This is a genomic window from Nocardia sp. 149-1B (assembly GCF_057747975.1).
Genome location: NZ_CM173233.1, coordinates 2925695 through 2939587, shown reverse-complemented (window position 1 = coordinate 2939587; position 13893 = coordinate 2925695). Strand labels below are relative to the sequence as shown.

The following is a 13893-nucleotide window of genomic DNA, read 5'->3' as shown; positions in this document are numbered from 1 at the left end:
TCCTGAGCGCGGTCCCGTCAGCCGCTGCAGGCGCGGCAGGTGCCGAAGATCTCGAGCGTGTGGCTGACGTCGGCGTACCCGTGCTCGGCCGCGATCGCGCGGGTCCAGCGCTCGACGGTCGGGCCTTCCACCTCGACGGTCGCACCACAGGACCGGCACACGAGGTGGTGGTGGTGGCTGTCGGAGCACCGGCGGTAGATCGCCTCACCGTCCTCGGTGCGCAGCACGTCGACGTCGCCGGCCTCGGCGAGCCGCTGCAGGGTGCGGTAGACGGTCGCCAGCCCGACCGGCATGCCGCGCTCGCCGAGCAGCTCGTGGATCTCCTGGGCCGAGCGGAAGTCCGCGAAGGAGTCGAGGACCTCGGTGACCGCGCGGCGCTGCCGCGTCGGGCGCAGCGGCGGTGTCGCCGGGCTCGTCGAGCCGCCGTCGTCAGTGCTCGTCATAGTGCCTCCCGTGCGGGGCGTGCCGGTGCCCGTCGTGGACGTAGTCGACGTGGTCTCCGTGGGGTACGGCGACGTGCCCGCAGTCGTCCCCGTGGTCGTGGGGGTGCTCGCCGATCGTCTGGTGGGCCGCCGCCGCGACCACCGGGAACGGTCGCCGCAGCCGCTGGCGCGAGCGCAGCCACACGCCGAGCGGCCAGGACACCGTGAAGCAGGCGAGCGCGAGCAGCACGATCGTGGGGCCGGGGGCGACGGTGGTGCCCTCCGGCGCGGCCGCGGAGATCAGGAGTCCGCCGACCGCCGCCAGCATGCCGAGGACCATCGCGGCCACCAGCGTGCCGCGGAACGAGCGCGTCAGCTGCTGCGCGGTGGCGACCGGCACGACCATGAGCGCCGAGACCAGGAGCAGGCCAACGGTGCGCATGGCGACGCTGACGCTCACCGCGGCCAGCACGGCGACCAGCACGTTGTAGACACGGATGTTGAGACCGGTGACCTGGGCGAACTCCTGGTCCTGCGCGACCGCGAAGAGCTGGGGCGCGAGGCCGACGCCGAGGAGCACGACGACGCCCGCGAGCGCCATCGTCACCAGCACGTCGGTGCGCGACATCGTGGTGATGGAGCCGAACAGGTAGGTCTGCAGCCGCGCGCCGCTCTGGCCCGCCAGTCCGGTGATCAGCACGCCGCCCGCGAGCCCGCCGTAGAAGAGCAGGGCGAGCGCGACGTCGCCGTTGGCGTGCCCGCGCTCGCGGATGATCTCGATCAGGATCGCGCCGAGCACCGAGACGAGCACCGCGGTCCACACCGGCGACACGCCGGTCAGCAGGCCGAGGGCGACGCCGGTGACCGCCACGTGACCGATGCCGTCGCCCATGAGCGCGAGGCGCCGCTGCACGAGGTAGGTGCCGACGACGGGTGCGGCCAGTCCGGTGAACAGCGCCGCGATGAGCGCCCGCTGCATGAACTGCAGGTTGAGGAGGTGCAGGTAGTCACTCATGAGTGGCCCCCTGCCGTGCCGTCCAGCGGTGACGCGACGTGGGGTGCGTGGTCGTGGCGTGCGGGGTCGTCGTGGTGGTGGCCGTGTCCCTGGTCGACGTGGTCCACGTGCACCATCGCCAGGTCGGTGCTGCCGTGACCGTGGTCTGGATCCAGGTGATGGACCTGGTGATGCGTGAGCGGCGGACCGTCGTAGGTGACCCGCCCGTCGCGCATGACCACCGCCCGGTCGATCAGCGGGGCCATCGGCCCGAGCTCGTGGGCGACCAGCACGATCGTCGCGCCGCGCCGCGACAGGGTCTCGAGGCTGTCGGCGAGCACCTGCTGGTTGGGCAGGTCGACGCCGGCGGTCGGCTCGTCGAGGAAGAACAGGTCCGGCTCGGCAGCCAGGGCCCGGGCGATCAGCACCCGCTGCTGCTGGCCGCCCGAGAGCGTCGAGACGCCGTCGCCGGCCCGGTCGGCCAGGCCGACGACCTCGAGGGCGTCGGTGATCGCGGCCCGGTCGCGCCGCCCGAGCGGGCGGAACAGCCGACGGTGGGTCAGCCGGCCCGAGGCGACGACCTCCCACACGGAGGCGGGGATGCCGGAGGCGGCGCTCCCGCGCTGGGGCACGTAGCCGACGCGGCCCCAGTCGTGGAAGTCGTCGTACGCCGTGCCGAACAGCCGCAGGCTCCCCGCGGCCAGCGGGTGCAGGCCGGTGAGCGCGCGCACCAGAGTGGACTTCCCCGAGCCGTTGGCGCCCATCAGGGCCACGAACTCGCCGCGCCGGACGGTCAGGTCGATGCCGCGCAGGATCGGCCGGCCCGCGATCGCGACCGCGCCGTCGGTCAGCTCGACGACCGGGTGGGGAAGGTCGGAGGCGTGCTCGCTCAACAGCCGTTCGCCTCCTCGAGGGAGGAGAGGTTCGCACGCATGAGGGAAAGGTAGTCCTCGTCCGCGGTGCGGTCGGTCAACCCCTCGATCGGGTCCAGCACCTCGCTCTTCGCGCCGGTCTGCCGGGCCAGGGCCTCGGCGGCCTTGGGGCTCACGATCGACTCGGAGAACACCGTGGTGACCCCGTCGTCGTGGATCAGCTCCTGCAGCCGGGCGAGGTCGGCGGGCGTCGGCTCGGACTCGGGGGAGAGGCCGAGGATCGCCTCCATGTCGATGCCGTAGCGCTGCAGGTAGCCGAACGCGTCGTGGCTGACGACGACCGTGCTCCGCTCGCACTGGGCCAGACCGGAGGTGTACTCCTGGTCGAGCTGCTCGAGGTCGTCGCGCAGGTCGGCGGCGTTGGCGCGGTAGTCCGCGGCGTGCTCGGGGTCGACGTCGGCCAGCTGCTCGGCGACGGCGTCGCCGACGTCGGCCAGGAGCAGCGGGTCCTGCCAGAAGTGCGGGTCGAGCTCGTCGGAGTCGACGCCGTGGTCTCGGAACGGCACCAGGTCCACGACGCCGGCGGCATCGAGGACGTCGCCGCGGGCGTTCTCCTCGACCGCGGCGTCGACGGCCGGCTGGAAGCCGTGCTCGTAGACCACCAGGTTCGCCTCGGTGATCTCCGCGGTCACCTCGACCGACGGTTCGAGGTCGTGGGGCTCGCCGCCGGGGGCGGTCAGGTTGGTGACCGACACGTCGTCGCCGCCGACCCGCTCCGCGACGTAGGCGAGGGGGTAGAACGCCGCCGCGACCCGGACCCCGTCGGCGGAGGAGACGGGGCCGCCGCTGTCGCTCGAGAACGCGGCGCAGCCGCTCAGGGACACGGCGCTGAGGGACAGGGCGGCCAGGGTCGCGACGGCGGGTCTCTTCATGAGAATCATTCTCAGACTAGTTGAGAACGGTTGTCAACTCGACGCCGCGTAGGATCGACGTGTGCTGGTCGTGAACAGGTTCCGCGTGCCGCTGTCCGAGGGCGAGTCCTTCCGCGAGGACCTCGGCACCGCGCACCGGACGCTCGCCGCGTGCCGGGGGTACGCCGGCGGCGAGATCGGCCGCAACGTCGACGACCCGGAGCTCTGGGTGCTGACCACCCGGTGGGCCGACGTCGGGAGCTATCGCCGCGCGCTGTCGACCTACGACGTGAAGCTGCACGCGGTCGTCGTGCTGAGCCGAGCCCTGGAGGAGCCGTCGGCCTACGAGGCTGCCGAGCCGGGCACCACCCTCAATGTCGCGGCGCCGCGGTCGTTAGGCTGACCGTTCCGAGCATCAACCCCTGACCGGCAGCCAGCCGGCCGAGAACCAGGAGTTCCATCGTGGCCAAGCCCCCGCCGTCCACCGTCGACCACGTCGTCTCCCTCGCCAAGCGCCGGGGCTTCGTCTACCCGTGCGGCGAGATCTACGGCGGCACCCGCTCCGCCTGGGACTACGGCCCGCTCGGGGTCGAGCTCAAGGAGAACATCAAGCGCCAGTGGTGGAAGTCCATGGTCACCATGCGTGACGACATGGTCGGCCTCGACTCCTCGATCATCCTGCCGCGCCCCGTGTGGGAGGCCAGCGGCCACGTCGACACGTTCACCGACCCGCTGACCGAGTGCCAGTCGTGCCACAAGCGCTTCCGTGCCGACCACCTCCAGGAGGAGGTCGCGGAGAAGAAGTCCAAGGACGGCCACGAGGTCAACCCCGACGACGTCGACCTGACGACGGTGGCGTGCCCCAACTGCGGCACCCGTGGCGCCTGGACCGAGCCGCGCCAGTTCTCCGGCCTGCTGAAGACCTACCTCGGTGTGGTCGAGGACGAGACCGGCCTGCACTACCTGCGTCCCGAGACCGCTCAGGGCATCTTCGTGAACTTCGCGAACGTGGTGACCTCGAGCCGCCAGAAGCCGCCGTTCGGCATCGCCCAGATCGGCAAGAGCTTCCGCAACGAGATCACGCCGGGCAACTTCATCTTCCGCACCCGCGAGTTCGAGCAGATGGAGATGGAGTTCTTCGTCAAGCCGGGCGAGGACAAGGAGTGGCACCAGTACTGGATCGACGAGCGCACGCGCTGGTACGTCGACCTCGGCATCGACGCCGACAACCTGCGCCACTACGAGCACCCGCAGGAGAAGCTCAGCCACTACTCCACGCGGACCGTCGACATCGAGTACCGCTTCCGGTTCGCCGGCTCGGAGTGGGGCGAGCTCGAGGGCATCGCCAACCGCACCGACTTCGACCTGACCACGCACTCCAAGCACTCGGGGCAGGACCTGTCGTACTTCGACCAGGCCAACAACGAGCGCTACATGCCCTACGTCATCGAGCCCGCTGCCGGCCTGTCGCGCAGCCTGATGACGTTCCTGGTCGACGCCTACACCGAGGACGAGGCGCCCAACACCAAGGGCGGCGTCGACAAGCGCACCGTGCTGCGCCTCGACCCGCGCCTGGCGCCCGTCAAGGTCGCGGTGCTGCCGCTCTCGCGCAACGCCGACCTCTCGCCCAAGGCCAAGGACCTCGCGATGGAGCTGCGCCGGGCGGGCTGGAACGTCGACTTCGACGACTCCGGCGCGATCGGCCGCCGCTACCGCCGCCAGGACGAGATCGGTACGCCGTACTGCGTGACGGTCGACTTCGAGACGCTCGACGACCTCGCGGTCACGGTCCGCGAGCGCGACACGATGCAGCAGGAGCGGGTCGGGCTCGACCGGATCAGCGCGTACTTCGCCGAGCGTTTCATCGGCTGCTGACTCCCGTGCGCGTGCACAATGACCGCATGATCCGGGTCCCCACGACGGCCGGCACCGCTCTGGCCGCTGCTGCCCTGGCCGGGGTCCTCGCGCTCGCCGGCTGCTCCTCCTCCGACGGCAGCGACGGCGCGCCCGAGTCCTCTCCGGGCAGCGGCGGTTCGCCGACCTCGGTCAGCATCGGGCCGCCGTACCTCCCGGTCCCCGACGGGGTCGAGCTGACCGACCCGGGCAGCCAGCTGAACGTGGGCGACCACGCGGTCGTCGCCTACCAGCCGCGCCAAGACCTGGTGGGTGTCCTCGACATCCAGGTGACGCGTCTGGAGAAGGCCTCGATCAAGGACTTCTCCGCGTGGCAGCTCAGCGACGCGCAGAAGGCCTCCACCCCCTACTACGTGCGGGCGCGGGTCAAGAACGTCGGCGACACCGGCCTCGGCGGCCGCGAGGTGCCGCTCTACGTCGTCAACGAGGACAACGTGCTGCTGGAGCCGACCCCGTTCGCGAGCTCCTTCAAGCCGTGCCCGAGCACGCCGCTGCCGGACAAGTTCGGGCCCGGCGACGTGGCCCAGGTGTGCCTGGTCTACCTCGCGCCCGACCACGGCGACCTGGTCGCGGTGAGCTTCCGTCCCGAGGAGACGTTCAACCCGATCACCTGGTCGGGTGACATCGAGAAGTACGTGCCCCCGAAGGCCGGCGGCGCCACCAAGGGCGGCACCAAGGCGGGCAAGGGCGGCACGCGCGGCGGCTGAGCGCGATTTGGGAGGGCTCGGCGCGCCTTGGACAATGGCGACATGTCGCCGTCCGTCCCGCTGCCCTCGGGCCTGACCCTCGGGTCGCTGCACGTCGACACGCCCGTCGTGCTCGCTCCGATGGCGGGCATCACCAACGCTGCTTACCGGCGCCTGTGTGCCGAGCAGGGCGCCGGCCTGTACGTCTGCGAGATGATCACCAGCCGCGGCCTGGTCGAGCGCGACCAGCACACGATGGACATGCTGGTCTTCGACGAGCTGGAGACGATCCGGTCGGTCCAGCTCTACGGCAGCGACCCGGTCTACGTCGGCAAGGCGGCCGAGATCCTCTGCGCGGAGTACGGCGTGGCGCACATCGACCTCAACTTCGGCTGCCCGGTGCCCAAGGTGACCCGCAAGGGCGGCGGCGGTGCGCTGCCGTGGAAGCGGGGGCTGCTCGCCGAGATCCTGGAGGCAGCCGTCGCCGCGGCCACGCCGTACGACGTGCCGGTGACGATGAAGACCCGCAAGGGCATCGACGGGGACCACCTGACCTACCTCGACGCCGGGCGGATCGCCCAGGAGTCGGGCTGCGCCGCGATCGCGCTGCACGGGCGGACCGTCGCGCAGGCCTACTCCGGTGCGGCCGACTGGGACGCGATCGGCGAGCTGGTCTCGCACGTCGACATCCCGGTGCTCGGCAACGGCGACATCTGGGAGGCCGCCGACGCCCTGCGGATGGTCGAGCAGACCGGGGTCGCGGGCGTGGTGGTCGGGCGGGGCTGCCTGGGGCGGCCGTGGCTGTTCCGCGACCTGGCCGCGGCGTTCGCGGGCGAGCAGGTCGCCACGCTGCCCCGGCTCGGCGAGGTGGCCGCGATGATGCGCCGCCACGCGGAGCTGCTCTGCCACCACCTGGGGGAGGAGCGGGGCTGCAAGGAGTTCCGCAAGCACGTCACGTGGTACCTCAAGGGCTTCGGCGCCGGCGGGGAGATGCGCCGCTCGCTGGGCCTCGTCGACAGCCTCGCGGCGCTCGAGCGCCTGCTGGATGACCTCGACCCGGACGAGCCGTTCCCGGTGCGCGAGCTGGGCGCTCCGCGCGGGCGCCAGGGCTCACCGCGCGACCGGGTCGCGCTGCCGGAGGGCTGGCTGGACGACTCCGACGGCAGCGGCAGCCACCTCCAGGAAGACGCGGACGAGACCACCGGCGGGTGACTGGCCCCCGCGTCAGGCCGTGACAGGGAACACGCCCTGCGGGTTGATTGAAGATTGGGACAGTCGACTTTGGGTGTGGTTGACTCGAGCGGTCGTTGCCTTTTCGTGACCTTTCGGGGGGTCGGTCGAGGCGGACAGCCCCCCGTCAAGCAACAGCAAAGGATCAGCGCTGTGGCAGAGCATCGCCACAAGCGGGAAACCAATGCCCGCCGCACGCCCCGAGCAGCCGTCGTCGCTGCTCCGCTCGCCGTCCTGGCGACCGCCTCGGCGGTCACGCTCGGCGTGCTCGTCAGCAACCCGGAGGCGCGCGACCTGGTCTCGCAGGACGCCACGAGCGACGTCGCCGCCGCCGCGTCGCCCCTGTCCGCGGCCGATCGGCCGCCGGTGCTGTCTCGTTCCGGGTCCCGGGTGGCTCCGGTCGAGCTGCGCAAGTCGGTCGTGCTCGACCGCCAGCGCGCCGCGACCGCACGTGCCGCGTCGGACGCCCACACCAAGCTCTGGACCACCACGGTGCTCAACCTGTGGACCACGTCCGGCGCCGACGCCACCGAGGTCGGCGAGCTCGAGGCAGGCAAGCAGGTGCTCGTCACCGGCCGCTCCGAAGCGGGCCGGGTCGAGATCGTCTGGCAGGGCAAGTCGCGCTGGGTGACCGCCGGCTACCTCTCGCCGGACAAGCCGGTGGCCGCGGCCGCCGGGCTCTCGATGGCCCCGTGTCCCGACCCGAGCGTCGAGAACGGCCTCACGTCCGACGCCGTCTACGTCTACCGCTCGGTGTGCCACGCCTTCCCGCAGATCACGTCGTACGGCGGCTGGGACGCGCACGGTGAGCACGCCTCCGGCCGCGCGCTGGACATCATGACCAGCGACGTGGCGCTCGGCAACGCGATCGCGGAGTTCCTCCAGGCGCACGCCTCGGAGCTCAACCTCTACGACATCCTCTGGCGCCAGCACATCTGGACGCCGGTGCGCGCCAGTGAGGGATGGCGCTCGATCCCCTCACGCGGCTCGGCGACGGCCGACCACTACGACCACGTGCACGTCGCCACCAACGGCTGACCGGCCGGGCGGGACGGGCGCTCACAGCAACCGGGTGAGTCGGGTCTTCTTGAGGTTCTCGCGCACGATCCAGGCCACGTCGGGGTCGGACTCGTCCAGCGCCCAGAACGCCGGCAGCCCCTGGGCCGGGTCGGCGGCGACCGCGACGCTCCAGCAGTAGCCGAGGCCCTGCCGCAGGGTCCGCACGTCGGTGTCGCGCCGGGTCTCGGCCGGACGGGCGGCCAGCGAGGACGTCGTACGCCGGCACACCTCGATCGCGACCGCGGCCGCCGCCGGGCCGACGAGCAGCCGAGGCTCGCAGATGGCCGCCGCGGCCGCGCGCTGCACCAGCGGGTGCGGGTCGGCCGCCCAGTCGAGCACGATCATCTCCAGGGCGGGCAGGTTGAGGTCGCCGAGCCGCTGGAGGGCCATCGCCACGGCCTCGCGGACCCGCCATCGCTCGTCGGCAGCGAGCTCACGCAGGCGGCCGAGCACCGCCGGGTCGCTCGCGGTGGAGCCGAGCCCGAGCACGCCGCAGAACGTCCGGAACTCGTCGCCGCTGGCGATCAGCTCGTCGTCCAGCGCGGTGTCGGCGAGGTCGGCGAGCGCCAGGGCGAGCTCGATGTTGCCCCGCGGTCCGGGGAGGTTGGAGTGCCGGTCGAGGTACGCCGGCCACGAGGAGCGGTCGATGCGGCCGAGGTCGGCCCGGTACTCGTCGATCCGGTTCACGGGAGTTCTCCTTCGATGGGGAGGTCGCTTCGCACGCGGTAGCGCAGCCAGACCAGCTCGTCGGCGCAGCGCTGCTGCTCCATCAGCTCGAGGTCGAGGGGGCCGCTCGAGGTCCACGGGACCGGCGTACCGGCACCCACCACACAGGGGTGGACGAGCAGGCTCAGCTCGTCGACGAGACCGCCGGCGAGCATCGCGCGCACCAGTTGGCCGCCGCTGTCCACTCGCACCGTGGCCGCGCCGTCGTCGGCGAGCGTGGTCAGGGCGGCGCCCAGGTCCACGCGGTCCCGTCCGGCCACCAGGGAGACGACGCCGGGGTCGGGCGGCGACTGCTCAGTGCGCACCGCGAGCACCCCGCGCCAGAACCCGCTCGCCCGCAACGCGGCCCAGGAGTGCACGCGGGACCGGGAGTCGACCACCGCGAGGAGTGGCGCGCCGGGGGAGGGTCCCGGTCCGGTCTCGCCGAGCGAGCCCTCCTGGGCGAGGATCGTGTCCGCCCCGGTGAGCGTCACGTCCTCCTTCCAGGTCGAGATCAGCGCGTAGTAGGCGTCCACGTCGGCTGCGAACCCCGTCGTCGCGCCGTCGGCGGAGACCGCGAGGTGCGCGACGACGTAGGGCCGGTCGGCTGGCATGCCCCGACGCTAGGGCGGCGGGTGGCGGCGGGGCAGGGGCTCCCTACACCTCCTGGTCAGGACCTTGGGCCCGGTCGAGCGCTGGGTCCGGTCCTGGGCTGGGGCCGGCGCGTCCTAGAGTCTCCAGCGATGGATCACCTGGAGCTGTACGACGACACCGCGCGCGAGCGCCTGGTCGAGGAGCCGCCCAAGCGGGTGGACGCGCCCGTGCGCACGCCGTTCGAGCGCGACCGCGCCCGCCTCGTGCACGCCGCGGCGTCGCGGCGTCTCGCGGCCAAGACCCAGGTGGTCGGGCCGCAGAGCGACGACTTCGTGCGCAACCGGCTCACGCACAGCCTCGAGGTGGCCCAGGTGGCCCGCGACCTGTCGAGGGCGCTGGGCAGCCAGCCCGACATCGCCGAGACCGCCGCGCTGGCCCACGACCTGGGTCATCCGCCGTTCGGCCACAACGGCGAGCGGGTGCTGGCCGAGCTGGGGGAGACCTGCGGCGGCTTCGAGGGCAACGCCCAGACGCTGCGCCTGCTGACCCGGCTGGAGGCGAAGACCGTCGACGCGTCCGGCCGCTCGGTCGGGCTCAACCTCACCCGCGCCACGCTCGACGCCTGCACGAAGTACCCCTGGCCGCGCGCCGACGCGGACGAGCCCCAGGGCGTGCACGCCGACGGCTCTCCGCGGCTGGTCGTGAAGTTCGGCGTCTACGACGACGACCGACCGGTCTTCGACTGGATGCGCCGCGGCGCGGTCGGCACCCGCCAGTGCCTGGAGGCTCAGGTCATGGACCTCGCCGACGACGTCGCCTACTCCGTGCACGACATCGAGGACGGCGTCGTCGCCCAGCGCGTCGACCTCACCCGGCTCGACGAGGCCGCCGTGTGGGAGACCGTGCGCGACTGGTACCTCCCCACCGCCACCGACGACGTCCTCTCAGAGACGCTCGCCGGGATGCGCGGGGTCAGCAGCTGGCCGGAGGCGGCGTACGACGGCACCCGTCGCTCGCTGGCCGCGCTGAAGAACCTCACCAGCGACCTGATCGGCCGCTTCTGCGGTGCGGTGCAGCACGCGACGTTCGCGGCGAGCAGCGGGCCGTTCGTCCGCTACGCCGCGGACCTGGTCGTCCCCGAGCGCACCCGCCTCGAGATGGCCGTGCTCAAGGGCATCGCCGCCCACTACGTGATGCAGGCCGACGACCGGGTGACCGCCATGGTCCACCAGCGCGAGCTGCTGGCCGAGCTGGTCGCCGTGCTCGCCCACCGCGGCCCCGACGCCCTCGAGCGCCCGTTCGCCGACGACTGGCGCGCCGCCACCGACGACGCCGCCCGGCTCCGGGTCGTCATCGACCAGGTCGCCTCGCTCACCGACGCCAGTGCGGTTGCCTGGCACCACGCGTTGCGCAGCCGATGACCGAGCGGCGCGGGCGGGTGATCCTGCTCAGCGGGCCGTCGAGCGTGGGCAAGGGCAGCATCGCTCGGGCGCTCCTCGGCCTGCTCCCGGACCCGTGGTTCCACTTCCCGATCGACGCGTTGGGGGCGATGCGCTCGACGCATCACACCCGAGCCCTCGACGACGCAGAGGTCGACGCGATGCTGCGACGCACCCGGCTCGGCTACCACCGGGCCGTCGCCGCGCTCGCATCCGCAGGCAACGACGTCGTCATGGACTACCCGCTGAGCGAGCCGTGGCGCCTGGCGGACCTCCTCGACGTGCTCGAGGGCTACGACGTGACGCTCGTCGAGGTGCGGTGCTCGCCCACGGAGCTCGACCGGCGTGAGCGTGCTCGGGGCGATCGCCCGATCGGGCTGGCGCAGTCGCAGCCGCAGGTGCTCGAGGACAGCGACATCTTGGTCGACACGACGAGCTCGAGTGCCGAGGCATGCGCCCGTGAGGTGCTCGCGGCGCTGGAGACTGTGACCTCGCCCAAGGCATTCGAGCGGCTCCGAGCGGCCCGCCGCTGATCCTGCGCGCTCAGCCGTCTCGTTGAAGGTCCCGCGCCTCCGGGAACCGCTCGAAGCCAGCCGAGGCGTAGGTCGCGACCGCGCCGACGTTGGCGCTCGGCGTGCACACGACCGCGCTGGAGGCGCCCATCTCCCGCAGCGCCGCGGCGGCAGCGAGGGTGATCGCCCTGCCGTGACCGCGGTCCCGGTGCGCGGCCGGCACCCCGATGGGCTCGAGCAGCCCGGGTCGGTCGGTGCCGGCGGACCAGACGCCCGCGATCGCGACCGCCTCACCGTGCTCGTCGTACCCCGTGAGGCATCGCGCCTCGGCGTATGGCGTGCTCCCGGCCATGTTGAACCAGCGCTCCCGCGCCCGCCGGCGGCCCTCGTCGGTCATGGCCGTGCCGCGGAACGACGACCAGTGCAGCGCCTGCCACTCGTCCGCGCCGTCCGGACCGATCGTCTCGACCCGGAGGCCGCACGCTGGGACGGGGTCGGCGAGGTCGCGGTGCAGCGGGCTCCAGGGCTCGTCGTCCTGCCACCCCAGGTCGACCAGCGACTGGCGCAGCAGCGGACCGCACCGCGCCTCGACGATCGCCTTGCCGGCCGCGAGCACCCCGCTGTCGGGCTCGACGATGTCGGCGAGGACGCGCCCGACGAGCGCGGCGTCGTCCTGGACATCGGGCGCCATGGCCATCCGCAGCAGCTGCGGCGCATCGAGCAGCCCGATGGCCACGATCCGGTCCTCGCGGGACCACACCCGCACGTCGGCCGCCGTACGCTCCGCCCCGTCGCGCCAGTGGAACCCGAGGTCGCCCGGGTGCAGCTGCATCGGCGCCCGGTCGACCTGCCACTCGCGCAGCACCGTCGCCGCCCGGCTCAGGCCCGCGACGTCCGGGGTCGCCATCTCGATGCCCACCGGCCGATCAAGTCACGACGCGGCGCTGCGGGCAAGCGGTTTGTGCGTCGCGAGCGATGGCGCCCGATGGCCTGCGCGGGGTGGCGGTGTTCGGGCGGCTGGCGGGCGGGCGTGTGGTTCCGGTGATCGAGCTTGTCGAGGTCCCCGCACTGTGGTTGGGGTGGTGGGTTGCGGGGGTCTCGAGGGCGCTCGAGGGCGCTCGCTGGCGCTCGCTGCTCGACCGGCGGGGGGCTTTCGGTCTATGTCCTCCGGGTGAAGGCGACCTTGCCGTTGGGGAGCAGGGTGGTCTCGTAGTTGGGGTCGTGGGCTCGGGCGTGGTGGTGGGGGCAGTAGAGCCGGGCGTGGGTGATGTCGGTCGTTCCGCCGGTGGCCCAGGGTGGGTCGTGGTGGGTCTGGGTCATGCCGGGTGGCCAGTCGCAGTGGTCGGCGGTGCAGCCTTTGTCGCGCAGTGCGATCGCGATCCTCTGGGCTTTGGAGTGGAAGCGGCGGGTGCGGCCGAGGTCGAGGACCTCGGAGGCGCCGCCGAGGACGGCGGGGATGATCCCTGCTTCGCAGGCGAGGCGTCGGGCTTGGCCGGGGGAGATCACGGCACCGGTGTCGAGGACCCCGGGCTTGAGCCCGCCCTGCAACGTGTCGATGGGGATGGTGACGACCACGGTGGCGGACACTCCGCCGGTGTTCGGGAGCTTGTTGGCGGGGTAGCGCTCGATCCACTCCACGAGGGCTTGTCCCATGCGCTGCGGTCCGGGCTTGCGTTCCCCGAGGTGCCCGTCGACGGCGGTGCGGTGCTTGGGTGCGGCGATGGCAAGGAGCTGCTTCTTGAAGGCCTCGGCCTGCGCGGTCGGGAGGGTGAACCGCCCGTGGGTCAGGCCGTCGCCGTTGTCGGTCATGGTGAGCCGGGTCGCCATGGCTGCTTCGCGTTCCTCGCGCAAGAGCAGTTTCGCTTGGTGGGCGTCGGCTGCTTCGGGGTCGATGACGTGGAGGAGTCCTTGGCCGAGGTTGGCGAGCTCTTTGGCGTTGTAGTGGGCTGCTTCATCGATGAGGTGCGCTTCTGCCCGGTCCCGGAGGTCTGGTTCGACGTGGTCGGGGAGCTCGTCGACGGCGTGGATGATCACGGCTGCCTGGTCGGGCAGCACGGCGCCGGCCTTGAACGCGGCGTGCACGAGGGGGTGCTGGTCGAGGCCGGTGCCGAGCTTGGTGATCCGGTGGGCTTCGGCGTGGGCGAGGCGGGTCTGGTGCGCCCACCAGTTCGGCACCGAGGTGGCGCCGACCTGCTCCGCCACACCCACGGACCCGGCGTGCGAGGCGAGGCGGGCCTGCAGCTCGGTGACCCGCGCGGCGACCCGGGTGAGCTCGACGACGGTGGCGGCGGTCTCGTGGACGTCCATGGACCACAGGGACGCATCGGCGATCTGGTCGAGGGCGTCGGAGATCTCGGTGACGGCGCGGCTGACCCGGTGTGAAGGGTGAGCTTGTGCGGTCATCGCCACTCCCGAGATGAAGTCGTGGCGACAGTCTACCGAACACGTGTTCGAGTTGTCAAGGATCGGATTTGACTCGTTCTGGCGGGGTGGTTTCGAGGCTCGGGCCTGGCGGCCCTCGCACCTCAACCACCGTCGTCGGGGCGGCGGTCAGG

15 protein-coding genes and 1 pseudogene are annotated in these 13893 nt (G+C 72.2%); 7 read left to right on the top strand and 9 right to left on the bottom strand.

The genetic code is table 11. The features are described from left to right. Positions 1 to 17: 17 nt before the first annotated feature. From AC3ANS_RS14085 to AC3ANS_RS14065, 5 genes and pseudogenes are all read right to left on the bottom strand, one after another. A complete protein-coding gene (locus tag AC3ANS_RS14085; protein ID WP_488292209.1) occupies positions 18 to 443 on the bottom strand; it encodes a Fur family transcriptional regulator in 426 nt (141 codons plus the stop codon). After that, a complete protein-coding gene (locus tag AC3ANS_RS14080) occupies positions 430 to 558 on the bottom strand; it encodes a zinc transporter permease (protein WP_488296501.1) in 129 nt (42 codons plus the stop codon). Before AC3ANS_RS14080 ends, AC3ANS_RS14085 begins: the two co-directional genes overlap by 14 nt. A 93-nt stretch (positions 559 to 651) precedes the next feature. Further along, positions 652 to 1401 (bottom strand): annotated as a pseudogene (locus AC3ANS_RS14075) (metal ABC transporter permease); the annotation flags it as partial. Positions 1402 to 1433: 32 nt separating this feature from the next. Continuing rightward, on the bottom strand, positions 1434 to 2309 hold the full coding sequence (locus AC3ANS_RS14070) for a metal ABC transporter ATP-binding protein (RefSeq protein WP_488292208.1): 876 nt from the start codon (positions 2307 to 2309) through the stop codon (positions 1434 to 1436). Continuing rightward, entirely contained in the window at positions 2306 to 3220 is a 915-nt protein-coding gene (locus AC3ANS_RS14065; protein ID WP_488292207.1) for a metal ABC transporter substrate-binding protein, read from the bottom strand. Before AC3ANS_RS14065 ends, AC3ANS_RS14070 begins: the two co-directional genes overlap by 4 nt. Before the next feature lie 61 nt (positions 3221 to 3281). Between AC3ANS_RS14065 and AC3ANS_RS14060 the strand changes: the two genes are divergently transcribed. The 5 genes from AC3ANS_RS14060 to AC3ANS_RS14040 all read left to right on the top strand — a co-directional run bounded on the left by AC3ANS_RS14060 (position 3282) and on the right by AC3ANS_RS14040 (position 8067). Next, entirely contained in the window at positions 3282 to 3602 is a 321-nt protein-coding gene (locus AC3ANS_RS14060; RefSeq protein ID WP_488292206.1) for an antibiotic biosynthesis monooxygenase family protein, read from the top strand. 59 nt (positions 3603 to 3661) lie between these two features. Next, positions 3662 to 5074: a glycine--tRNA ligase gene (locus tag AC3ANS_RS14055; protein ID WP_488292205.1), complete on the top strand. Its 1413-nt coding sequence runs from the start codon at positions 3662 to 3664 to the stop codon at positions 5072 to 5074. A gap of 26 nt (positions 5075 to 5100) precedes the next feature. After that, positions 5101 to 5820, top strand: coding sequence for a hypothetical protein (locus AC3ANS_RS14050; protein ID WP_488292204.1), 720 nt, complete (start codon positions 5101 to 5103; stop codon positions 5818 to 5820). A gap of 42 nt (positions 5821 to 5862) precedes the next feature. Next, positions 5863 to 7011 (top strand): tRNA dihydrouridine synthase DusB, encoded by a 1149-nt coding sequence (gene dusB / locus AC3ANS_RS14045; RefSeq protein ID WP_488292203.1) that lies wholly within the window; start codon positions 5863 to 5865, stop codon positions 7009 to 7011. A 171-nt stretch (positions 7012 to 7182) separates the two neighbouring features. After that, positions 7183 to 8067, top strand: a complete 885-nt coding sequence (locus AC3ANS_RS14040; protein ID WP_488292202.1) for a VldE C-terminal domain-containing protein — start codon at positions 7183 to 7185, stop codon at positions 8065 to 8067. Between the two features lie 21 nt (positions 8068 to 8088). On the opposite strand, the gene AC3ANS_RS14035 is transcribed toward AC3ANS_RS14040, so the two are convergent. Together AC3ANS_RS14035 and AC3ANS_RS14030 are read right to left on the bottom strand one after the other, a co-directional pair. Then, positions 8089 to 8775, bottom strand: a complete 687-nt coding sequence (locus AC3ANS_RS14035) for a HEAT repeat domain-containing protein (RefSeq protein ID WP_488292201.1) — start codon at positions 8773 to 8775, stop codon at positions 8089 to 8091. After that, a complete protein-coding gene (locus tag AC3ANS_RS14030) occupies positions 8772 to 9407 on the bottom strand; it encodes a RibD family protein (protein ID WP_488292200.1) in 636 nt (211 codons plus the stop codon). The genes AC3ANS_RS14035 and AC3ANS_RS14030 overlap by 4 nt, the downstream gene beginning before the upstream one ends. Positions 9408 to 9536: 129 nt before the next feature. On the opposite strand from AC3ANS_RS14030, the gene AC3ANS_RS14025 reads away from it, so the two are divergent. Together AC3ANS_RS14025 and AC3ANS_RS14020 are read left to right on the top strand one after the other, a co-directional pair. Then, positions 9537 to 10808, top strand: a complete 1272-nt coding sequence (locus tag AC3ANS_RS14025; RefSeq protein ID WP_488292199.1) for a deoxyguanosinetriphosphate triphosphohydrolase — start codon at positions 9537 to 9539, stop codon at positions 10806 to 10808. After that, the gene (locus AC3ANS_RS14020; RefSeq protein ID WP_488292198.1) at positions 10805 to 11359 is read left to right on the top strand and encodes a chloramphenicol phosphotransferase CPT family protein; all 555 of its coding nucleotides are present in this window, start codon (positions 10805 to 10807) and stop codon (positions 11357 to 11359) included. Before AC3ANS_RS14025 ends, AC3ANS_RS14020 begins: the two co-directional genes overlap by 4 nt. 10 nt (positions 11360 to 11369) lie before the next feature. Here the strand turns inward: AC3ANS_RS14020 and AC3ANS_RS14015 are convergent, their stop codons facing one another. Continuing rightward, on the bottom strand, positions 11370 to 12257 hold the full coding sequence (locus AC3ANS_RS14015; protein WP_488292197.1) for a GNAT family N-acetyltransferase: 888 nt from the start codon (positions 12255 to 12257) through the stop codon (positions 11370 to 11372). 239 nt (positions 12258 to 12496) lie between these two features. After that, positions 12497 to 13741 carry an HNH endonuclease signature motif containing protein gene (locus AC3ANS_RS14010; protein ID WP_488292196.1) on the bottom strand — a complete coding sequence of 415 codons (1245 nt, stop codon included), beginning with the start codon at positions 13739 to 13741 and terminating at the stop codon, positions 12497 to 12499. Positions 13742 to 13893 lie beyond the last annotated feature (152 nt).

Coding starts and splice junctions, on each gene's coding strand:
- dusB (WP_488292203.1), top strand. CDS start 5,863: ATGTCGCCGTCCGTCCCGCTGCCCTCGGGCCTGACCCTCGGGTCGCTG.
- AC3ANS_RS14010 (WP_488292196.1), bottom strand. CDS start 13,741: ATGACCGCACAAGCTCACCCTTCACACCGGGTCAGCCGCGCCGTCACC.
- AC3ANS_RS14065 (WP_488292207.1), bottom strand. CDS start 3,220: ATGAAGAGACCCGCCGTCGCGACCCTGGCCGCCCTGTCCCTCAGCGCC.
- AC3ANS_RS14030 (WP_488292200.1), bottom strand. CDS start 9,407: ATGCCAGCCGACCGGCCCTACGTCGTCGCGCACCTCGCGGTCTCCGCC.
- AC3ANS_RS14050 (WP_488292204.1), top strand. CDS start 5,101: ATGATCCGGGTCCCCACGACGGCCGGCACCGCTCTGGCCGCTGCTGCC.
- AC3ANS_RS14085 (WP_488292209.1), bottom strand. CDS start 443: ATGACGAGCACTGACGACGGCGGCTCGACGAGCCCGGCGACACCGCCG.
- AC3ANS_RS14020 (WP_488292198.1), top strand. CDS start 10,805: ATGACCGAGCGGCGCGGGCGGGTGATCCTGCTCAGCGGGCCGTCGAGC.
- AC3ANS_RS14025 (WP_488292199.1), top strand. CDS start 9,537: ATGGATCACCTGGAGCTGTACGACGACACCGCGCGCGAGCGCCTGGTC.